The sequence below is a fragment of the Labrys neptuniae genome, from assembly GCF_040797145.1.
Taxonomy (GTDB): domain Bacteria; phylum Pseudomonadota; class Alphaproteobacteria; order Rhizobiales; family Labraceae; genus Labrys; species Labrys neptuniae.
Genome location: NZ_JBFNQD010000001.1, coordinates 781,344 through 800,868 on the forward strand (window position 1 = coordinate 781,344; position 19,525 = coordinate 800,868).

The window sequence follows — 19,525 nt, forward strand, 5'->3', positions numbered from 1 at the left end:
GCGCTCTTTCCCACGGCCCTTTAGCGAGTTGTTTTACGTGGCTGCAAGCCGGCCGGCCCAAATCCACCACGACGAAGACTGTTGAGTAGCCCTACTCCCCGATGGCGTCAATGCATGGTTTCGTCTAGCAAGACCAAGATACGCCAAAACTGGCAGCAAAAAGCGAGAGCCATGCCGTCCTCGAACCTCCTGCACTCCCCAGGCCTTCTGCATAGCCATGGCATCCTGCCCTCACAGGCGATTGCCGGCCTGGTCGAGGCGGGCGCCGTCCGCATCGAGCAGCCCTTGGCCACGGACCAGATCCAGCCGGCCAGCCTCGACCTGCGCCTGGGCGCCAAGGCTTATCGCATGCGGGCAAGCTTCCTGCCCGGTCCGCGCAGCACGGTCGCCGAGCGCATCGCCGACCTCGCTCTGCACGAGATCGACCTGACCAACGGGGCCGTGCTGGAGACGGGCTGCGTCTACATCGTGCCCCTGCTCGAAAGCCTGAAGATGCCGGATGGCGTTCTCGCCTCCACCAATCCCAAGAGCTCGACCGGCCGCCTCGACGTCTTCACCCGCGTGATCACCGACCATGCCCGCGCCTTCGACCAGGTCGAAGCCGGCTATGACGGCCCGCTCTATGCCGAGATCGGCCCCCGCACCTTCCCGGTGCTGGTCAGGACGGGATCGCGCCTCAGCCAGATCCGTTTCCGCCGCGGCGAAGCCCGCATCGACGATGCCGCCTTGCGCGAATTGCAGCGCCGCATGGGCCTGGTCTCCTCGCCCGATCCGGACATTGCCGGCGGCGTCGCCGTCTCCGTCGACCTCACCGGCTTCGGCGACGGCATCATCGGCTATCGCGCCAAGCGCCATACCGCCGTGATCGACGTCGACAAGCGCGCGGCCTGCGATCTTCTCGATTTCTGGGAGCCGATCCCGCATCGCGGCAAGAACGACATGATCCTGGACCCGGATGAGTTCTACATCCTGGCCTCCAAGGAAGCCGTGCATGTGCCGCCGGAATTCGCCGCCGAAATGGTGCCGTTCGACCCGCTGGTGGGCGAATTCCGGGTGCATTACGCCGGCTTCTTCGATCCAGGCTTTGGCTACTCGCCCGACGGCATGGAGGCAGCGCGGGCCGTACTCGAAGTGCGGTCGCGCGAAGTTCCCTTCATCGTCGAGGACGGCCAGATCGTCGGGCGCCTGATCTATGAACGCATGCTCGAACGCCCGCAGATCCTCTACGGGTCCGGCCTCAACTCCAACTATCAGGGCCAGGCGCTGAAACTGTCGAAGCATTTCCGGTAAGTCGCGATGCCGGCGCAAGGGTGGTGCCATGAAGAACTCTGTCGTCGCGACCACTGCCGCACTTTGTGTCTTGCTGTTCCCGCTTGCGCAGGCGCGAGCGATGGAGTGCTTCGGAGGCTTCAGTTGCGAGGAAATCGGCGCTGCTGCCTTCTCCTTTCGGATCGTTCGGGATTGTCCCGCTCAATTTCAGATCCGGCCTGATAAAAGGGCCAAGTTCGAGCGGGCGATGGTTGCCCTGCGCAACCGCCCACTGGCCAATGTCACGGGCAACGAGCAGTTCTCCTCGACCCCGCAGACTTATGGACCCGGCATCTGCGAGGGCGCCGCGCGAAAGTTCAAGAGCGGCGCGGCGAAGGTCGAATTCCTTGCCGTGAGACCGCAGGTCAAGCGTAAGTGAAGGTCGGCACAGGCACCTGAGGCATCCGGCAAACAGCCAAGAAAAAAAGGGCGGCTCGCCGGGCCGCCCTTCACGAGTTTCCGGCTCTGGGAGGACTCAGGCCGGCTTCGAGCGCCGTTCGAAGGGCGCAACGAATTTCACGATCAGCAGGAAGGTGGCCGCCTCGACCACTGCGACGATCCACAGGCCGTTCGATATGGCACCGGCATCCTTGAGATAGCCCATCAGATAGGGAGCGCCGAAGCCGGCGAGATTGGCCACCGAATTGATCAGGGCGATACCGACGGCGGCAGCCGAACCAGCCAGGAAGTGGTTGGGCATCTGCCAGAACACCGGGATCGCCGACATGGTGCCGACCACGGCCAACCCCAGGGCCAGCAAGGCGATCGGCGCGCTGCCGGGCACCACGAAGCCGAGGACGGTGAGCCCGACCGCGCCGGCCAGAGCCGCCAGGCCGCAATGGTAGCGCACTTCATTGGCACGGTCGGAATGGATGCCGTTGGAGATCATGCCGGCGGCGCCGCAGGCATAGATCGCCGCCATGATCCAGCCCACCGTGGCCGGATTTGTAAAGCCGACTTCCCGCACGATGGTGGGGCCGAAGAAGGTCAGCGCGGAATTGGCCATGATGATGCAGAAGAAGATGGCAATGAACTTCCACACGATCGGGTTCTTCAGCGACTGCAACACGCCGTGCTCGCGATGGCCGAGCGCCTGGCGGTCACGCTCGAGATCGCCGATCAGCAGCTGGCGCTCGTCGGCGCTCAGCCAATGGGCATGCTCGGGCTTGTCGGTCAGATAATAGAGGGTCGCCAGGCCGGCCAGGATGGACGGAATGCCTTCCAGCAGGAACACCCACTGCCAGCCTGCCCAGCCGTTCACGCCGCCGAGCTGGGTCATGATGGTGCCAGCCACCGGACCGCCCAGGACACCGGCCAGGGCGGAGGCCGACATGAACAGGCCGAAGACCTTGGCGCGGCGCAGCGACGGGAACCAATAAGTGAGATAGAGGATGACGCCGGGGTAGAAGCCGGCCTCGAACACGCCGAGCAGGAAGCGCAGGCTATAGAACTGCCAGGGCTTGGTGACGAACATCATCAAGACGCAGATGATGCCCCAGCCGATGGTGATGCGAGCCAGCGTCCGCTTGGCGCCGATCCGCTCGAGCAGCATGTTGCTCGGCACTTCGAAGAAGAAATAGCCGAGGAAGAACACACCAGCGCCGAGGCCATAGACCGTCTCGCTGAACTGCAGGTCCTGGAGCATGGTCAGCTTGGCAAAGCCGACATTGACGCGGTCGATCCACGCCAGCACCCACAGGAACATCAGGAAGGGAAGCAGGCGCCAGATCACCTTCTTGTAGAGCGCCTCCACCTGCGGAGAGGTAGCTTCCGTGATCGCGCCTCCCGGCTCGATCATCGCATTCGCGGTCATGGTTTTCTCCCAGATATCTTATTGATTGACCGGCTTTGCGACGGCGATCTTCGATCCGCCGCCACCAATATTCAACGCACCACCTCGAAGCCGGCAGCAGCACGCCCGTCGGGCCCGTCCAAGGACGGCACCTTTCGTCGTCAGGCGGCGGGCGCTACGGCCTGCATGGCTTCGCGATGGAACAAGGCATCCAGCCGATAGCGGCTGATGAAGCCGATCTGCCGCAGCGCCTCGCGCCGCTCGTCGTCGCTGCGGCGCGCGATGCGATGGCGGAACTCGGCAAAAATCCCGACTTTGGTGTAGTGCCGCACGCAGACGATGAACGGGAAGCCATGGCGAGCGCGATATTTGCGATTCAACTCGTCCATCTCGGTGACTTCCGAAGCACTGAGCCGATCGAGCCCTGCCGTTCCCTGCTCCTCCACCGATTCCGCCGTCATCGTGCCCTGCTTGGCCTCGCGACCGGCGAGATCGGGATGCGCGTTGAGGAAGGCTGCGATGCTGGCCTCGTCCTGGCCGAGCACAACCGCCATCATCGCAGCATGCAGGTTCTCGATGGTGTCGAACGGCCTGCGCGACCACACGGCTTCAGCCACCCAACGGGAATTCTCGAAAACCGGTCCCAGCCGGGTGGTGAACGCCTCGCGGCTCGCCGCATTCAGGCTCATCAGATCGATCAAGGCGCCGCTCCACGGGATTCATCGTTGTTCTTTGGCGGGATTTCCGAATTCCCATGAGAAAAAGCATGCGCCTTGACAGATATTAGGTCAATTTGATGAGATGAATGATCAATATTAGAAAAATCGAATAATAGTAGGCCGACATCGACGAGGCGAACCCGGGATGCCAACCCTGAACGGGGAACGATGAATGAAAAAAGATGCGTTGGTTGATCTCAGCCTGCTTCGCGTCTTCTGCATCCTGATGAGCGAACGCAGTGTATCGCGTACCGCCGTGCGCCTGGAGATGTCGCAACCCGCGGTCAGCCTCGTCCTGGGCCGGCTGCGCGAGCATTTCGGCGACCAGTTGCTCATGCGCGGACGCGGCGGAATGGTGCCGACCGACCGTGCTCTGACGATCCTGCCCCGTATCCAGGCGCTGCTGATGGACGCCGAAGCCCTGGCGGAGGATACCGCGCCTTTCGACATATCGGCGAGCAATCACAGCTTTACCATTGCATCCCCCGATTACCTCGCTCCCATCTTTCTGGGGGATGTCATCGCAGCCGCCCGGCGCGAGGCGCCGAATGTGCGGCTCGTCATCCGGGCGCTGGGCCCCGATTTCGACTTCGAGAGCGCCCTGGCCAAGGGAGAGATCGACACGGTGATCGGCAACTGGCCGTCACCGCCGAACTATCTGCGCCGATCCGTCCTGCTCGAGGACGAGGTCGTCTGCGTCATGGGCGCCCAGCACCGGCTGGCCCATGGCCCGATCACCCAGGCCGACTATCTTGCCGCGGCCCATATCGTGCCGGTGTCCTATTCGGTCGCCCATCGCGGTCTGGTCGAAACTCATCTGAGTCGCCTGCGCCTCGTTCGCGAGCGAACCGTGGCCCTGTCCTATTTCGGCATGGCACCTTATCTGCTGCTTGAATCCGATCTCATCTTCACGACGAGCCGCCATTTCGCGCGTTATTTCTCGGCATTCCTTCCCCTGGCGATCCGCAACTCACCGATCCGCTTTCCGGCGATGACCTTCTATCAATTGTGGCATGAGCGGTCGCATCACGCTCCGGCCCATCGCTGGCTGCGCGACCTCATGGCCCGCTCGCGCAGCAGCATCGACGCCACCCGCCCCACCAGGTCGGAGCCGCAGGCCTAGGTTATGCCCGTCGGCCGGCGGGTTTACGCAAGGCAGCCGCTCGCCAAGCCGACGCAGCGGCGAAAATCTGCACCAGCCCGCCCATGGTCATGGCGCCGGCCAATCCGGCCGCCCCACCGCCGAGAACGGCATAGAGCGAGCCGAGGACGGCAACGCCGACCGTCGCCCCCACCATGCGCGGCACGTTGATGATCGCCGAAGCCGTGCCGGCCCGCGCCGATGCGACCGCGCCCACCGCCTCCCCCATCAGGGGCCCGGTCGCCATCCCCATGCCGAGGCCGGTGAAGGCCAGACCAATTTCGGCCGGCAGGATCGAGACATGATGGGCGCCTGCCGCGATCGACAACAGGCCGCAACCGATGATGGCCACTCCGCCGCCGGTCATCATGCGCGTACCGATCCTTCGGCCCAGAAAGCCGGAGAAGGGCGAAACCAGGACAAACACCGCGGCCATCGGCATCAAAGCAAGGCCCGCCATCGCCGGGCTGAGCCGTCCAGCTTCTTGCCAGAACAGCGGCAGCAGGAAGAGGGTGCCATACATGCCGAAGGTCATGCCGGCAGTTGCCGTAACGGTACCACGAAAGGTTGTGTTTTCGAAAATATCAAGTGGAACCATCGCCCTATGGCCATGTCTTCGCTCGATGGTTATAAAAGAAAACAGGGAAACCATGGCGAGAAAGGCGGCTATCAGGGCGACTGGTGGCATCTCGCGCATTGCGATGGCAGCGAAGGCAAAACCGCCGAGTGCCGCCGCACCGAAAGCCTGTGCACCCCCGTCGAAATGCCGCTCCTGCGGATCAGCTGATTCAGGGATGACCAGGGCGGCAAGGACCAGGGCGGCAAGGCCGATCGGCACGACGACAAGGAAGATGCTTGGCCAGCCGAAGGCATGCAGCAGGGCGCCGCCAAGGGTCGGGCCGATCGCCATCGCGACACCGTTGCAGGCTGCCCAGATCCCCAAGGCCCGTCCCCGCTCGGCCTGATCGGGCCACATGACGCGCAGGATCGCCAATGACGACGGCATCAGCAGCGCCGCCCCGAGGCCGGCTGTCGCCCGCGCCGCAATCAGCACGCCGATCGTGGGGGAGAAAGCGCATAGAAGCGATGCTGCGGTGAAAATTGCGGCACCGGCCATGAAGATCAGGCGGCGCCCCTTGAGATCGGCCAGCAAACCACCCGTCAGCAGCATGACCGCATAAACCAGATTATAGCCGTCCACGACCCATTGCAGCGCGTCGAGTCCGGATGAGAAGGCTTGCCCGATCCGGCGGACTGCAAGGTTCACGACAGCCGTATCCACCTGGGCAATCAGCACGGCCAAGCACAATGTCACCAGAGCCAGGTTCCGATGGCGCAGGCGCAAGTGCGATGGGTTCGACGCGTGCATGCATTCCATGCCGGGCAATCTCCATAGGCTGGAGGCCCTTCTTACCGCCATGTTTGCATCGAATGCTTCGGCCGGTATCGAAGCATGCCATATCGGATTGGTGCATAGTCACTCCAGAATGAGGACGCCATGCCTGAGATCCCCGATTTTGCCGCCACTGCCTCGCTGATCGCCGATCCCGCCCGTGCGCTGATGCTGACCGCCCTGCTCGATGGCCGCGCCCTGCCGGCTGGCGAACTGGCCTATGCCGCCCGCATCGCGCCGCAGACGGCGAGTTCCCATCTGGCCAAGCTGCTTGCCGGTGGCCTCCTCGCCGTCGAGACGGAAGGGCGCCATCGCTATTATCGTCTGGCGGGTGGCGACGTCGCCGAGGCACTGGAACACCTTTCCGTGCTCGGACCGGAGCAGCCAATCCGCCGCAAGGCGATGAGTGGCAAAGCGCGCGAATTGCGGCATTGCCGGTGTTGCTACGATCATCTGGCAGGACAGGTTGGTGTGGCAGTAACCCAGGGCCTGGTCGAGCACGGCTATCTCGTTCCGGCCGCCGACAAGCAGTTTCGCATCACGGCCAGCGGCAACGCCTGGTTCGGTTCGATCGGCGTCGATGTCGCAACGCTGAAACCCACCGCACGGGGACTCGCGCGCCAATGTCTCGATTGGACCGAGCGCAGCCATCACCTTGCCGGCCCCCTCGGCGTCCATCTGCTGAGCACGATGTGCAAGCTGGGATGGCTGCGCCGCAGCAGGGAATCACGGGCGGTGCAGGTCACGCCCAGAGGCTGGATCGAGCTCAGGCGACAGCTCGGCATCGATCCCGTGTCGAGCCTGGCAGCGTAGGGCTTCCTGTCACGGAACATGGATGCCTGTCTTTGGGCCATGTGGTCAGGCCACCTAGCCACTTGAATGTTGAGCTGCCGGTGATAGGTTCGAAGCGAACAGAATGACCGGCGAGGCAAGACCATGCCGTTTCAGGCCGTGGCGTCGCAGAGACTGTTTCAACAGGTTGCCGAGCAGATCGTCGGGCTCATCCGCTCGGGCGAATTGCCGCCGGGCACGCGCCTTCCTGCCGAGCGGGACCTCGCCCGCAAGCTGGGTGTCAGCCGGCCCGTGGTGCGCGAAGCGATGATCGCGCTGGAGATTTCCGGCTTCGTCGAGGTGAAGACGGGTACGGGCAGCTATGTCTCCGACGGGTCGCCGCGCGCCGGCGAACTCGGCGATGCCGGCCCAAGCGCCTTCGATCTGCTCGCGGCGCGCCGCGTCATCGAGGGCGAGATCGCAGCCACCGCCGCCGAGATGGCCAGGCCGGCGGACATCGAGCGTCTCGACCAGGCCCTAGCCTGGTACCGGCAGGAATCCCTGAAGGGCGAAGACTCTTTCGAAGCCGATCGCGCCTTCCATCTGGGCATTGCCGAAGCCACGGGCAATCCGGTTCTCACCCGGACGATGGAGCTCCTGTGGGGCGACATGCGCGGGCGCATTTTCGACCGGCTGGGCGAATTGACCAAGAACTCCACCAAGCTGCGGACCAACATGGCCGATCACCAGGCCATTCGAGACGCCATCACCGCGGGTGATGGTCCCGGCGCGCGCCAGGCCATGCAGGCCCATATCGCCAATGTCGAAACCTATTTCCTGATGGATGCCGCGGAAGACGGCACGACGACACACACGAGGAACGCCACTGGCGGCACGACCCGCCGCTGAAAATCAAGAATGGGAGGATGTCATGACTGCTCGGATAACCCGCCGCCAGGCACTCGGCGCCGGTATCGGCTTTGCGGCCCTCGGCATTGCCGGCGCCAGAGCGGAAACCCCGGCCCTGCCGAAATCGCCCGTCACGCTCAACGTCGTCGATGTCGCCGGCAATCTCGCCCTCACCCAGAAGGCCATCCAGAACTACGCCAAGGCCAAGCCGGAACTGGTGTCGAAGATCAGCTTCACCAAGGCTCCGGCACCGGATCTTCCCGGCAAGCTCAAGGCCCAGCAGGATGCCGGCCGGGTCGACATCGATCTCGTCCTCACCGGCACGGACGCGCTGTCCGCCGGTCTCGACCAGAAGATCTGGGTGCCGCTCCTGCCGGATCTCGCTTCGGCGCTGCCCAAGCTCGATGACGTCCTGCTCGCCCCGGCCGCCCGCATGCAGGGGCTGGCCAACGGGGCCGGCGTCGTGGTCTCCTACTATCCATCCGGCCCGCTGCTCGAATATGCACCCGAGCGCGTCTCGCAGCCGCCGAACACGGCGGAGGAATTGCTGGCCTATGCCAAGGTCAACCCGAACCGCTTCATCTATGCCCGTCCCGCCAATTCCGGGCCGGGGCGCACCTTCCTGATGGGCCTGCCTTACATCCTCGGCGACAAGGATCCGAAGGATCCCGTCAATGGCTGGGAGAAGACCTGGGCCTATCTGAAGGAATTGGGGGAGGCCATCGAATATTATCCCACCGGCACGGGCGCGACCATGAAGGAGTTCGGCGAGGGCTCACGCGACATGACGGTGTCTACCACCGGTTGGGACATCAATCCACGTGTGCTCGGCGTGGTGCCCAAGAGTGCCGCGATCTCGACCCTGAAGGGCTTCCACTGGGTCACCGATGCACATTATGCCTGCATTCCCACGGGCCTCGCTCCGGAAAAGGTTGCAGTGCTGCTCGACCTCATCAGTTTCATGCTGAAGCCGGAGCAGCAGGCCTACACCTATGACGAGGGCTATTTCTATCCGGGGCCGGCCGTGAAGAACGTCACGCTGTCCATGGCACCCGAGGAGAGCCAGGCTGCCATCGCCGAGTTCGGCAGGCCGGAATATGAAAAGCTGATTACCGATATTCCCACCGAACTCCCGCTGGATCCCGCCAAGATGGTGGTGGCGTTCAACATGTGGGACAAGCAGATCGGTGCTGCCAAAACCAAGTGAAATCCGGGCCAAGTGAGATTCGAGCCGAGAAGGACTCGGCTTCGCTCTTTGCGGGGAAGGTCTACGATCCTCATCGAGGATCTGGCCTGGCCTCCCCGCTTTCACCCCACTCGGTACAGCGGCAGGTTCGATGTCAGCCCTGAGCAATTTCAGCCATTTGAAACTCGACAAGGTCGGGCGTGACTTCGGCGCCATGAACGCCTTGAAGGACCTGTCCTTTACGGTTCAACGCGGCGAATTCATCGCCCTGCTCGGCCCTTCGGGCTGCGGCAAGTCGACCGCGCTCAACTGCATCGCCGGCCTGCTCCCGACCACGCGCGGCTCGATCTGGCTCGACGACAGGCGCATCGATACGCTCGGTCCGGAAGATCGCGGCTTCGGCATGGTGTTCCAGAACTATGCCTTGTTTCCGCATATGAGCGTCAGGGAGAATGTCGGCTTCGGCCTGCGCATGCGCGGCGTGCCGCGCGGGCCGGCCTCGGCGCGCATCGGCGAGGCGCTGGCAACGGTCAGGCTCACCGACCAGGCCACCAAGCTGCCAGGCCAGTTGTCGGGCGGGCAGCAGCAGCGCGTTGCCATCGCCCGCGCTATCGCGGTCGAACCGCCCCTCGTGCTGATGGACGAGCCGCTTTCCAATCTCGACGCCAAGCTCCGGCTTGAAATGCGCCAGGAAATCCGCCGCATCCATGCCGGCCTCGGTTCGATCACCCTCTATGTCACCCACGACCAGGACGAGGCGCTTTCGCTGGCCGACCGCATCATCGTGCTGCGCGACGGCGAGATCCGCCAGATCGGCACGCCGGAGGATCTCTACCAACGACCGGCGACGCTGGATGTCGCGGAGTTCATGGGGTTCCGCAATCGCCTGCCGGGTTCGATCGTCTCGTCCTCCCCTGACGAGGTGACGCTGGAGATCGCCGGCGAACGGATCGAGGGCATTGCCCGCGAAGAGCTGGCCGGACCGAGCGCGATCGCGGCCATTCGCCCGGACGATCTAATTGCCGGCGAACAGGGGATCCCCGCCCTGGTGGAGATCTGCGAATATCGTGGCCACGCCTTCTTCGGGGCGGCCAGGGGACCGGCCGGAAACGAGCTCTTCTTCAGGGCGCGTCAGCGCATGCGGCCGGGCGAGCAGGTTCATCTGAAGGCCGATCCGTCACGCGTGCTGATCTTCAACGAGGCGGCGCGATGAGCGCCCTGCCTGCCCCCGGCCTGAAGGCACGCCTCGCCGCACGCGGCATCGACGGCGTGACGCTGCTCGCCCTGCCGGCCGTGCTGTTCCTGCTGGCCCTGTTCATCTATCCCTTCTTCTATGGGCTGTGGCTGTCGTTCCAGCCCAAGGATGGCTCGACCTTCGGCAATTACATTACCTTCTTCAGCGATCCCGCGCTCTACGGTACCATCGCCACTACCCTGTGGATCGCGGTGCCGGCCACTCTGTTCAACCTGCTTGCCGCCATACCGGTGGCCTTCCGGGTCCGCCTGCTCGACAATCAGCGCCTGCTCACCACCATCCTGGTGCTGCCGATCACACTCGGCACGGTGCTGGTGGCCGAGGGGCTGCTCAACTATCTCGGGCCGCAGGGCTGGTTCAACCGGGCCCTCATCCTGGTGGGTATTGGCCCGGTCAAGCTGGTCCACAATTACTGGGGCGTGTTCCTGTCGCTGGTGATCACCGGCTTTCCGTTCACCTTCCTGCTGACGCTCTCCTATGTCACCGGCATCGACCCGGCCCTGGAGAATGCGGCGGCAACGCTGGGCGCCAGGCCGGCCGCGCGCTTTCGCCATGTCTTCCTGCCGCTGTTGCTGCCCGGCCTCGCCGTGACCTTCTGCCTGAGCTTCGTGCAGGCCTTCTCGGTCTATCCCTCGGCCGTGATGCTCGGTGCCCCGGCAGGGCCGACCCGGGTCATCACCATTCCGGCCTATCAGGCCGCTACCGAGCTCTACGACTATTCGATGGCCTCGGCGATCGCCATGATCATGGGTGCGATCCTGCTGGTCGTCATCGCCATCGTGCTCGGCCTTCGCTCCCTGGCCTATCGCGGGCCCGCCGGCGGCGGCAAAGGCTAGGAGACAGGGTCATGGTCCATCGAATTTCCCGCCCGCTTTCCGAACGCCTGTGGTCCACGGCCGTATGGGCGCTGACCATCTTCTTCGTGATCAATCTTCTTGCCGTGATCGCGGCGGTGATCGTCAGTTCCTTCTCGACGCGCTGGCTGGGCACCTGGCTGCCGCAGGGCTGGACCGCGCGCTGGTACGATTCGGCCTGGGAGGAGTTCCAGCTTGGCGGCGTGCTCCTCGTCACCTTCCAGGTCGTCTTCGGCGTGGTGCTGCTATCCGCCGTGATCGGCATTCCCGCCGCCTATGCCCTGGCGCGACGCGATTTTCCCGGCAAGAAACTGGTGACCTTGCTGTTCCTGTTGCCCTTGCTGGTGCCCCCCGTCACCTATGGCATTCCGCTGACGACGGTTCTCTACAAGGCAGGGCTCGGCAGTACCCTGGCCGGCGTGATCATCGCCAACCTCGTGCCTGCCCTGCCCTTCGTCATCCTGGTGATGATTCCCTTTGTCGAGCAGATCGATCCGCGCCTGGAAGCGGCAGCGCGGGTCTTCGGCGCCCGCACCAGCTCGGTGTTCCGGCATGTGCTGATCCCGCTGCTGCTGCCGGGAGCGCTCGCGGCCCTGCTCCTGGTGCTGGTGCGCACCATCGCGATGTTCGAGCTGACCTTCCTGATCGCCGGCTCCGACAGCCAGACGCTGGTCGTCTCACTCTATGCCGCCGTGACGGCGTCCGGGGTCAGGGCGCCGCAATCCGTGGATGCCATGGCCGTCATCTACATGCTGAGCACGCTGGTCTGGCTGGTCATCGCCCTTCGCTTCATCAACCCGACCCAGATGGTGACGCGGGTAAAGAAAGCCCCTGCCCGCTGAGGCCTACAGTTTCTTGACCAGCCTCAAGGCTTCGGTGGCAAAACCGTTCTTTTCATAGAAAAGCCGGCCGCGATGATTGCTGGCAAAGACGTCGAGGGACAAGGCGGCATAGCCCTGTTGCCGTGCCCAGTCCTCTGCTGCAGCGAGCAACTGCCTGGCCGCGCCCATGCCCTCGGCCGCCTCGGTGACGGCCAGAAGGGCCACATAGCCGATCTCCCGGCCGGTTATGCCGTCAGTCCCCGGCAGGGCATGCAGGAATCCGAGACCGACACCGACGGCATCCTCGGCGATCAGGCTCAGGCTTCCTAGCTCGGGCTCGCTGAGATTGGCAGCGGAAAAGGCATCCTGGAACGCCCGAATGTCGGCCTGTTCGTGCAACTCGGTTTCGATGACAGCCGCAAGGCGGTGTCCGAGACCGAGCATGAAGCTCAAATCCCGCTCCCCCTCCGCCTTGCGGATGCGGATGTTCGTCAACGATAGGCGGAGGCGATGCCGAGAAAATCCTCGGCCTTGAGCGAGGCACCGCCCACCAGCGCGCCATCGACATTGTCGACGCCCATCAGCTCGGCTGCATTGGAGGGCTTGACCGAACCGCCATAAAGCACTCGAACGCCATTGCCTTCTTCACCGAGGGCTTCCACCAGGCGCGCGCGGATGAAATCGTGCACCTGCTTCACATCAGCCGCCGTGGGCGTCAGGCCAGTGCCGATCGCCCAGACGGGCTCGTAGGCGATCACGGTATTGGCAGCATTGGCACCCGCCGGCAGGGAGCCCGCAAGCTGGCTGCCCACCACATCCAGGGCCTTGCCCGATTCGCGTTCCGCACGGGTCTCGCCGATGCAGACGATGGCAACCAGGCCGGCGCGCAGAGCCGCCCCGGCCTTGGCCTTGACCGTCGCATCCGTCTCACCGTGATCGGTGCGACGCTCGGAATGGCCGACGATGACATAGGTCGCGCCGGCATCCTTCAGCATCTCGGCGGAGATGTCGCCGGTATGGGCGCCCGAAGGCTTGGCGTGGCAATCCTGTGCCCCGATCTTGATATGCTGCCCTGCTGCCTGCGCCGCAAAGCGGGACACCAGCGTAAAGGGCGGGCAGACCAGCACCTCGGCGGCACCGGCTTCGCCGGCCGCGACACCGGTCGCGATGGCATCGAGTTCGGTGACCCCCTTGGTGAGGCCGTTCATCTTCCAATTGCCAGCGACGAGCGGGCGCGGCCGGTTTGCTGTCATCTTGCTGATCCTCTTTCTGTCAAACAGGATTGCCGAGACTGCTCGGCAGGGCGGGCTCGGAAATCCTGTCGCCTGTCGAGGCCTGCGCCGGGAAACTCTGCTTGGGCCGCCCTCGATGCGCCGACTTCATCTGGCGTGCTTAGCAACCTCGTTCCCATGGAGCAAGGCGTGGGTGTCGCAAGAAACCCATGGCCGCGCCATTGCGACGCCACGTGCTCGTCCCTATGATGCGCCGCTTTTCGTGCGCCGCGCCCTTACCGGAGCGTTCATGCGGCCCCGAAGCAGCGTAGAAACGATGCGGGGTTTCCCGGGTTCTCCGAGACGGACCTGGAAAATCTCTTTGCCTTGATGGAACCAAGACACCGATGCTGAGCTCATTCCGCGAAGTTATGACCAAGGGACCCGCCAAGATCATCACGGCGGGGGTCATGTTCCTCCTGAGCGGCAGCTTCGCCTTATGGGGTGTCGAAGGCTGGCTGCAGGGGCGCAGCAATTCCGATGTCGCCACGGTTGGCGGATCTGCCATTTCCGCCAACACCTATAGCGAAGCCTATCGCTCGCGGACCTTGCAGATCACCAGAGCCACCGGCAAGGCGGTCACCCCCGACATCGCCCGCACCTTCGGCATCGACAAGCAGGTTCTCAACGGCTTGATCTCGGAAAAGGCCATGGACGTCCAGGCCGCCAAGCTTGGGCTCGGCCTCGACCCTCAAGCCATGGTTCGGACCGTGATGAACGATCCCGACTTCCAGGTCTCCGTTCCCGGCAAGCCGCCCGTCTTCGACGCCAATGCCTTCCGCCAGATGCTCGAAAACAACGGCATGAACGAGGAGATGTTCTTTGCGCGTCAACGCGAGGTCTATGTCCGCGGCCAGATCGACCAGGGCCTGACGGCCGGCGGCCCAGTCCCGCAAGCTCTGCTGCAGGCTGCCGCCCGCTACGAGCAGGAAAAGCGCAATACGTCCTATTTCGTACTGCCGCAGAGCAGCGTGGGTGACATTGCTCCGCCCGACGCCGCCAAGCTGCAGGCCTATTACGACGAGAACAAGGCTGCCTTCCGCACCAAGGAACTGCGCAGCCTGAGCTACATACTCGTGACGCCGGCCGAGCTGAGCGGCCGGGCCACCGTCACCGATGCCGATGTCCAGGCCGCCGTCGACAAGGACAAGGCCGGCTCGGCGGCGCTGGAGCAGCGCACCGTCGAACAGATCGCCTTCCCTTCGCTGGATGAGGCCAAGGCCGCTGCCGCCCGCATCGCTTCCGGCCAGATCACCTTCGAGGGCCTTGTCACCGAGCGCAAGCTCAAGCCCGAGGACATCGATCTGGGCACCGTGTCCAAGCGCCAGCTCAGCGACCAGAAGATCGCGGACGCCGCCTTCGCGCTGAAGGAAGGCGGCACGTCGGACGCCGTGCAGGGCAATCTCGCCAACGTGATCGTCAAGGTGACCAAGATCATCGACGCCAAGATCGTCCTGCGCGGCGAACTGGAACGTCAACGCGCATCGGAGGCCGCCAAGAATCTGCGCGACGCCATCGAAGACGAGCGCATGGGTGGCGCCCCGCTCAAGGATATCGCCGCCAAGCTCAAGCTGAAGGCCGTGACACTGCCGCCGGTCGATGCCCAGGGCCGCGACGCCGAGGGCAAGCCGGTTGCCGTCCCGCTCGCCACCCAGGTCCTGCCTGCTCTCTTCACGGCCGAACCGGGTTCCGATCCCGAAGCCGTCGACGGCCGTGACGAAGGCCTGATGTGGTTCTCGCTGGACAGCGTAGTTCCGGCCCGCGACCGCACGCTCGACGAAGCCAAGAACGAGGTGATCACTTCCTGGACCGCCGATCAGAAAGTTGCCAAGCTCAAGGAGAAGGCCGACGAGCTCGTGACCCAGTTACAGGGCGGCAAGTCACTCGAGGACATCGCCAAGAGCCTGAACCTGCAGGTCACCCCTGCCTGGGATCTCACCCGCAACGGCCAGAGCCAGCCCGTGCCCCCGGCGGTCGTCACGGCCGTGTTCGCCACCCCGCTCAAGGGGTTCGGAACGGCGCTTGCCGCCAACGGCACCGATCGAATCATCTTCCATGTCGAGGACAACGTGATCCCCGAGCTCGATGCCAAGGCTCCGCAGACCGAGGCGCTGTCCAAGCAGCTCGCGACCGGCATCAGCCAGGACCTGATGACGGAATATGTCAAGAAGGTCGAAGACCAGCTCGGCGTGGCCATCAACCAGACCAATGTCGACCGTGTCGTCGGCACCGGCAGCCTCTGAGTCGCCACCATGCTTCTCGAACCTTCCTTCGAAGCCTTCTCGGCCGCCTACGCAGCCGGCAAGGCGCAGATCCTGACGCTGACGCTGGTGGGCGACCTGGAAACCCCGGTTTCCGCCTTCATGAAGCTGGCGGGCGACAGGCCCAATGCCTTCCTCCTGGAATCGGTGGAAGGCGGTGCTACGCGCGGGCGCTATTCCATGATCGGCCTGGAGCCCGACCTGATCTGGCGCTGCCAGGACGGCCAGGCCTCGATCAACCGCCATTTGCCGGACCAGGCCTTCGAGACGTTGGACGGCCATCCGTTCGATACGCTGCGGGCTCTGATCGCGGAAAGCCGGATCGAGCTGCCCGAAGGTGCACCGCCGATGGCGGCCGGCCTGTTCGGCTATCTCGGCTATGACATGGTGCGACTGGTGGAGGAGCTTCCCGCCGCCAAGCCGGATCCCATCGGCGTTCCCGACGCCATCTTGATGCGCCCCACCCTGATGGTGGTGTTCGACGCGGTGCGCGACGCCATCACGGCCGTGACGCCGGTGCGCCCACAAGCCGATGTCACGGCCAAGCAGGCCTATCTGCGCGCCGAACAGCGGCTGATGACCATCGTCGACGGCCTGGACCGCCCGACACCCAAGCTTGCCGAGACCGTCGATCTCGACGCCCTGCACGCCCAGCAGGTTTCCAACACCGCCGAAGCCGACTACCTGGCCATGGTGGCCCGCGCCAAGGAGTACATCAAGGCCGGCGACATCTTCCAGGTCGTGCTGTCTCAGCGCTTCAGCGCGCCGTTCCAGTTGCCACCCTTCTCGCTCTATCGGGCCTTGCGCCGCATCAACCCGGCTCCCTTCCTGGTCTACCTGCAGCTCGACGGGTTTTCGGTGGTCTGCTCCAGCCCGGAGATTCTGGTCCGGCTGCGTGAGGGCAAGGTGACGGTCCGGCCCATCGCCGGCACGCGCCCACGCGGCAAGACCAAGACCGAGGACGATGCGCTGGCCGAATCGCTGCTCAACGATCCCAAGGAGTTGGCCGAACATCTCATGCTGCTCGACCTCGGCCGCAACGATGTCGGCCATGTCTCGGCCGTCGGCAGCGTCACGGTAACCGATCGCTTCTTCATCGAGCGCTACAGCCATGTGATGCACATCGTCTCGAATGTCGAGGGCAGCATCGGCCCGGGCCACGACGCGCTCGATGCGCTGGCAGCGGGCTTTCCGGCCGGTACTGTCTCGGGCGCGCCCAAGGTCCGCGCCATGCAGATCATCGACGAGCTCGAAAGGGACAAGCGCGGCCTCTATGCCGGCGCCATCGGTTATTTCGGTGCGGATGGCCAGATGGATACCTGCATCGTGCTGCGCACGGCCCTGGTCAAGGACGCCACCATGCATGTCCAGTCCGGCGCGGGCATCGTCTATGACAGCGTGCCCGCGAGCGAGCATGCCGAATGCGTCAACAAGGCCAAGGCTCTGTTCCGCGCTGCCGAAGAAGCCGTCCGCTTCGCCGGCCAGCCCGGACGGGGACAGTAAGGCGGGCGGACGACATCCATGGCTAAGTGGCCCGGCGCCCGGCGATCAGCCCTGCTGACCTTCGGGGCCGCCTATGTCGTGCTCTTCGCCGACTTCTATCTCTACCTCTATCCAGGCGGCTTGCAGGCCATCGCCTTGATGCTGGCGATCGCCCTGCCTGCCCTGGGCGCCGCCTATGGCATCTTCTTCTTCCATTGGCTCTTCGAGAGCGAGCGCTCTGCCCCCTATGCCGACTATGGTTTCGGTATCTGGCTGATCTCCTCGCTCGCCTCGCTGATCTACATGGCCGTCTTCGCCGGTCTGGGCGCGCTCCTGCCCTATGGCCTGGAGAGGCTGGAGCTGTTCGGGAACACCGTGCAGATGATCGCCTCGCGCATGACCTTGGCCTCGGACTATTTCGAGCCCGTAGTGGGCCGCAATCTCGCGCTTTTCATCCTGCTGGAGGTGTTCGCCTGCGCCTATGGCAAGAAACATGGCATGCGCCTGCGTCGGCCTTAACTTCCCAGCGTTTCGCACAGCTGAAGCGCTTTGCCGGACGACGCAATGCCTCGAATCGCAAACATGCATCCGAACAAGGAGTTAGAGACGAGGGGTGTTTCTGCCAAAACACGCCTTGCACCGGGGAACCGCTTGACCCGCTGCCTCCTGACGCCTAGTCGTGATGGCTCCAAAGGAGGCTAGAGCCGTGACGACAGACCGTTCCATGACCGTGACGCTGATCGACAATTATGACAGCTTCACCTGGAACCTCTGGCATTATCTCGGCCAGCTGGGTTGCACCGTCACGGTTCATCGCAACGACAAGGTCAGCGCGGACGAGGTGATCGCCGCGGCGCCCGATGCGATCGTGCTCTCGCCCGGCCCCTGCACCCCCACCGAAGCCGGCATCTGCTGCGAGCTGATCGAGAAGGCCAAGGACAAGATCCCGCTCTTCGGCGTCTGCCTCGGCCACCAGGCCATCGGCCAGGTTTTCGGCGGCGACATCGTGCGCCTCGCCATTCCCATGCATGGCAAGATCTCCTCGATCGATCATCGCGGCCGCGGCGTCTTTCGGGGTCTGAACGGCCCGTTCATGGGCACGCGCTATCACTCGCTCGTGGTCAAGCGCGACAGCCTGCCGACCGATCTGGAAGTCACCGCCGAGACGGACGACGGCGTCATCATGGGTCTGCAGCACAAGAGCGCGCCGCTGCATGGCGTGCAGTTCCATCCGGAGTCGATCATGTCGGACCATGGCCACCGCATCCTCCAGAACTTCCTGGAGCTGGCGGCGGAATGGAACGCCAAGCATCGGGCCCAGGAAAACCGGAACGAAAGCGAGCATGCGTGATGGACGGTTTCAAGCCCTATATCGGCAAGGCTGCCGCCGGTTCGCTCACGCGCGAAGAAGCGGCTGAAGCCTTCGACCTTCTGCTCTCCGGGCAAGCGACGCCCTCGCAGATCGGTGGCTTCCTGATGGCGCTCAGGGTCCGCGGCGAGACGCCGGACGAGATGGCCGGTGCCGTCAGCGCCATGCGCGCCAAGATGCTGACGGTGGAGGCCCCCGAGGACGCCGTCGACATCGTCGGCACCGGCGGCGACGCCTCCGGCTCCTACAATGTCTCGACGGCCGCTTCCCTGATCGTGGCCGGCGCGGGCGTGAAGGTTGCCAAGCATGGCAATCGCGCCCTCTCCTCCAAATCCGGTGCCGCGGACGTGCTGACTGCGCTCGGCGTCAACATCGAGCTGAAGCCCGAGGGTATCGCCCGCTGCATCACGCTGGCGGGCGTCGGTTTCATGTTCGCGCCAGCCCATCACGGCGCCATGAAGCATGTCGGCCCCACCCGCGTCGAACTCGGCACGCGCACGATCTTCAACCTGCTCGGCCCCCTGTCCAACCCCGCCGGCGTCAAGCGGCAATTGCTCGGTGTCTATGCCCGCCAATGGCTGCAGCCAATGGTCGAGGTGCTCAAGACCCTGGGATCGACGCGCATCATCGCCGTGCATGGCAGTGACGGGCTCGACGAAATCACCACCACCGGCCCCACCGAGATCGTTTCCCTGGAGAACGGCGAGATCAGCCACGGCGTCATCACGCCCGAAGAGGTTGGGCTGCGCGTTGCGACACCCGAGGATCTCAAGGGCGGCGACGCCGCCCACAACGCGTTGGCGTTGCGGGCCGTGCTCGAAGGCGAAAAGACTCCCTATCGGGACATCGCCCTCCTGAATGCCGGCGCTGCCCTGCTCGTGGCGGGACGCGTGCCGAGCCTGGCGGATGGGGTAACCCTCGCCCGCGAATCCGTCGATAAGGGCAAGGCCCTAGCAACGCTCAACCGTTTGGTTGAAATTTCCAACGCGTGAG

19 protein-coding genes and 1 riboswitch are annotated in these 19,525 nt (G+C 64.4%); of the genes, 14 read left to right on the forward strand and 5 right to left on the reverse strand.

Features of this window, described 5'->3' with window-relative positions:
- Window positions 1-80: riboswitch (SAM riboswitch) on the reverse strand.
- Window positions 81-171: 91 nt separating this feature from the next.
- Window positions 172-1,290 carry a 2'-deoxycytidine 5'-triphosphate deaminase gene (locus tag ABXS05_RS03805; protein ID WP_367622981.1) on the forward strand — a complete coding sequence of 373 codons (1,119 nt, stop codon included), beginning with the start codon at window positions 172-174 and terminating at the stop codon, window positions 1,288-1,290.
- 28 nt (window positions 1,291-1,318) lie between these two features.
- A complete protein-coding gene (locus ABXS05_RS03810; RefSeq protein WP_367622982.1) occupies window positions 1,319-1,687 on the forward strand; it encodes a hypothetical protein in 369 nt (122 codons plus the stop codon).
- Between the two features lie 96 nt (window positions 1,688-1,783).
- Here ABXS05_RS03810 and ABXS05_RS03815 read toward each other — a convergent pair whose 3' ends face one another.
- Together ABXS05_RS03815 and uraD are read right to left on the reverse strand one after the other, a co-directional pair.
- Window positions 1,784-3,121: an MFS transporter gene (locus tag ABXS05_RS03815; protein ID WP_367622983.1), complete on the reverse strand. Its 1,338-nt coding sequence runs from the start codon at window positions 3,119-3,121 to the stop codon at window positions 1,784-1,786.
- Window positions 3,122-3,261: 140 nt separating this feature from the next.
- Complete coding sequence (gene uraD / locus ABXS05_RS03820; RefSeq protein ID WP_311934976.1) at window positions 3,262-3,801, reverse strand: 2-oxo-4-hydroxy-4-carboxy-5-ureidoimidazoline decarboxylase; 540 nt, start codon at window positions 3,799-3,801, stop codon at window positions 3,262-3,264.
- A 190-nt stretch (window positions 3,802-3,991) separates the two neighbouring features.
- Here uraD and ABXS05_RS03825 point away from each other — a divergent pair, with 190 nt between their 5' ends.
- Window positions 3,992-4,942: a LysR family transcriptional regulator gene (locus tag ABXS05_RS03825; RefSeq protein ID WP_311934978.1), complete on the forward strand. Its 951-nt coding sequence runs from the start codon at window positions 3,992-3,994 to the stop codon at window positions 4,940-4,942.
- 1 nt (window position 4,943) lies between these two features.
- Here ABXS05_RS03825 and ABXS05_RS03830 read toward each other — a convergent pair whose 3' ends face one another.
- On the reverse strand, window positions 4,944-6,380 hold the full coding sequence (locus tag ABXS05_RS03830) for an MFS transporter (RefSeq protein ID WP_367622984.1): 1,437 nt from the start codon (window positions 6,378-6,380) through the stop codon (window positions 4,944-4,946).
- A gap of 78 nt (window positions 6,381-6,458) precedes the next feature.
- On the opposite strand from ABXS05_RS03830, the gene ABXS05_RS03835 reads away from it, so the two are divergent.
- The 6 genes from ABXS05_RS03835 (at window position 6,459) to ABXS05_RS03860 (ending at window position 12,170) form a co-directional block, all read left to right on the forward strand.
- Window positions 6,459-7,166 (forward strand): ArsR/SmtB family transcription factor, encoded by a 708-nt coding sequence (locus ABXS05_RS03835; RefSeq protein WP_367622985.1) that lies wholly within the window; start codon window positions 6,459-6,461, stop codon window positions 7,164-7,166.
- A 123-nt stretch (window positions 7,167-7,289) separates the two neighbouring features.
- The gene (locus tag ABXS05_RS03840; protein WP_367622986.1) at window positions 7,290-8,033 is read left to right on the forward strand and encodes a FadR/GntR family transcriptional regulator; all 744 of its coding nucleotides are present in this window, start codon (window positions 7,290-7,292) and stop codon (window positions 8,031-8,033) included.
- 22 nt (window positions 8,034-8,055) lie between these two features.
- Window positions 8,056-9,240 carry an extracellular solute-binding protein gene (locus ABXS05_RS03845; protein WP_367622987.1) on the forward strand — a complete coding sequence of 395 codons (1,185 nt, stop codon included), beginning with the start codon at window positions 8,056-8,058 and terminating at the stop codon, window positions 9,238-9,240.
- A 130-nt stretch (window positions 9,241-9,370) separates the two neighbouring features.
- The gene (locus ABXS05_RS03850) at window positions 9,371-10,432 is read left to right on the forward strand and encodes an ABC transporter ATP-binding protein (RefSeq protein ID WP_311934988.1); all 1,062 of its coding nucleotides are present in this window, start codon (window positions 9,371-9,373) and stop codon (window positions 10,430-10,432) included.
- Window positions 10,429-11,310 carry an ABC transporter permease gene (locus ABXS05_RS03855; protein WP_311934990.1) on the forward strand — a complete coding sequence of 294 codons (882 nt, stop codon included), beginning with the start codon at window positions 10,429-10,431 and terminating at the stop codon, window positions 11,308-11,310. The genes ABXS05_RS03850 and ABXS05_RS03855 overlap by 4 nt, the downstream gene beginning before the upstream one ends.
- A gap of 11 nt (window positions 11,311-11,321) precedes the next feature.
- Complete coding sequence (locus ABXS05_RS03860) at window positions 11,322-12,170, forward strand: ABC transporter permease (protein WP_311934991.1); 849 nt, start codon at window positions 11,322-11,324, stop codon at window positions 12,168-12,170.
- A gap of 3 nt (window positions 12,171-12,173) precedes the next feature.
- Here ABXS05_RS03860 and ABXS05_RS03865 read toward each other — a convergent pair whose 3' ends face one another.
- Together ABXS05_RS03865 and tpiA are read right to left on the reverse strand one after the other, a co-directional pair.
- On the reverse strand, window positions 12,174-12,593 hold the full coding sequence (locus ABXS05_RS03865; protein ID WP_311934993.1) for a GNAT family N-acetyltransferase: 420 nt from the start codon (window positions 12,591-12,593) through the stop codon (window positions 12,174-12,176).
- A 47-nt stretch (window positions 12,594-12,640) separates the two neighbouring features.
- A complete protein-coding gene (gene tpiA, locus ABXS05_RS03870; protein WP_311934995.1) occupies window positions 12,641-13,402 on the reverse strand; it encodes a triose-phosphate isomerase in 762 nt (253 codons plus the stop codon).
- Window positions 13,403-13,767: 365 nt separating this feature from the next.
- Here tpiA and ABXS05_RS03875 point away from each other — a divergent pair, with 365 nt between their 5' ends.
- The 5 genes from ABXS05_RS03875 (at window position 13,768) to trpD (ending at window position 19,524) form a co-directional block, all read left to right on the forward strand.
- Window positions 13,768-15,663, forward strand: coding sequence for a peptidylprolyl isomerase (locus tag ABXS05_RS03875; RefSeq protein ID WP_311934997.1), 1,896 nt, complete (start codon window positions 13,768-13,770; stop codon window positions 15,661-15,663).
- Between the two features lie 9 nt (window positions 15,664-15,672).
- Window positions 15,673-17,184 carry an anthranilate synthase component I gene (trpE, locus tag ABXS05_RS03880; protein ID WP_367622988.1) on the forward strand — a complete coding sequence of 504 codons (1,512 nt, stop codon included), beginning with the start codon at window positions 15,673-15,675 and terminating at the stop codon, window positions 17,182-17,184.
- 18 nt (window positions 17,185-17,202) lie between these two features.
- Window positions 17,203-17,682, forward strand: coding sequence for a hypothetical protein (locus tag ABXS05_RS03885; RefSeq protein ID WP_367622989.1), 480 nt, complete (start codon window positions 17,203-17,205; stop codon window positions 17,680-17,682).
- 205 nt (window positions 17,683-17,887) lie between these two features.
- A complete protein-coding gene (locus ABXS05_RS03890) occupies window positions 17,888-18,514 on the forward strand; it encodes an anthranilate synthase component II (RefSeq protein ID WP_367623429.1) in 627 nt (208 codons plus the stop codon).
- Window positions 18,514-19,524, forward strand: a complete 1,011-nt coding sequence (gene trpD, locus ABXS05_RS03895; RefSeq protein ID WP_311935008.1) for an anthranilate phosphoribosyltransferase — start codon at window positions 18,514-18,516, stop codon at window positions 19,522-19,524. The genes ABXS05_RS03890 and trpD overlap by 1 nt, the downstream gene beginning before the upstream one ends.
- Window position 19,525: the final 1 nt, after the last annotated feature.

What these genes read in the sequence shown, in the direction of transcription:
- ABXS05_RS03840 (WP_367622986.1), top strand. Translation starts at nt 7,290, where the DNA reads ATGCCGTTTCAGGCCGTGGCGTCGCAGAGACTGTTTCAACAGGTTGCC.
- ABXS05_RS03875 (WP_311934997.1), top strand. Translation starts at nt 13,768, where the DNA reads ATGCTGAGCTCATTCCGCGAAGTTATGACCAAGGGACCCGCCAAGATC.
- tpiA (WP_311934995.1), bottom strand. Translation starts at nt 13,402, where the DNA reads ATGACAGCAAACCGGCCGCGCCCGCTCGTCGCTGGCAATTGGAAGATG.
- ABXS05_RS03805 (WP_367622981.1), top strand. Translation starts at nt 172, where the DNA reads ATGCCGTCCTCGAACCTCCTGCACTCCCCAGGCCTTCTGCATAGCCAT.
- ABXS05_RS03890 (WP_367623429.1), top strand. Translation starts at nt 17,888, where the DNA reads ATGACCGTGACGCTGATCGACAATTATGACAGCTTCACCTGGAACCTC.
- ABXS05_RS03810 (WP_367622982.1), top strand. Translation starts at nt 1,319, where the DNA reads ATGAAGAACTCTGTCGTCGCGACCACTGCCGCACTTTGTGTCTTGCTG.
- trpE (WP_367622988.1), top strand. Translation starts at nt 15,673, where the DNA reads ATGCTTCTCGAACCTTCCTTCGAAGCCTTCTCGGCCGCCTACGCAGCC.
- ABXS05_RS03855 (WP_311934990.1), top strand. Translation starts at nt 10,429, where the DNA reads ATGAGCGCCCTGCCTGCCCCCGGCCTGAAGGCACGCCTCGCCGCACGC.
- ABXS05_RS03885 (WP_367622989.1), top strand. Translation starts at nt 17,203, where the DNA reads ATGGCTAAGTGGCCCGGCGCCCGGCGATCAGCCCTGCTGACCTTCGGG.
- ABXS05_RS03850 (WP_311934988.1), top strand. Translation starts at nt 9,371, where the DNA reads ATGTCAGCCCTGAGCAATTTCAGCCATTTGAAACTCGACAAGGTCGGG.
- ABXS05_RS03825 (WP_311934978.1), top strand. Translation starts at nt 3,992, where the DNA reads ATGAAAAAAGATGCGTTGGTTGATCTCAGCCTGCTTCGCGTCTTCTGC.
- ABXS05_RS03830 (WP_367622984.1), bottom strand. Translation starts at nt 6,380, where the DNA reads ATGGCGGTAAGAAGGGCCTCCAGCCTATGGAGATTGCCCGGCATGGAA.
- ABXS05_RS03865 (WP_311934993.1), bottom strand. Translation starts at nt 12,593, where the DNA reads ATGCTCGGTCTCGGACACCGCCTTGCGGCTGTCATCGAAACCGAGTTG.
- ABXS05_RS03835 (WP_367622985.1), top strand. Translation starts at nt 6,459, where the DNA reads ATGCCTGAGATCCCCGATTTTGCCGCCACTGCCTCGCTGATCGCCGAT.
- ABXS05_RS03815 (WP_367622983.1), bottom strand. Translation starts at nt 3,121, where the DNA reads ATGACCGCGAATGCGATGATCGAGCCGGGAGGCGCGATCACGGAAGCT.
- ABXS05_RS03845 (WP_367622987.1), top strand. Translation starts at nt 8,056, where the DNA reads ATGACTGCTCGGATAACCCGCCGCCAGGCACTCGGCGCCGGTATCGGC.
- trpD (WP_311935008.1), top strand. Translation starts at nt 18,514, where the DNA reads ATGGACGGTTTCAAGCCCTATATCGGCAAGGCTGCCGCCGGTTCGCTC.
- ABXS05_RS03860 (WP_311934991.1), top strand. Translation starts at nt 11,322, where the DNA reads ATGGTCCATCGAATTTCCCGCCCGCTTTCCGAACGCCTGTGGTCCACG.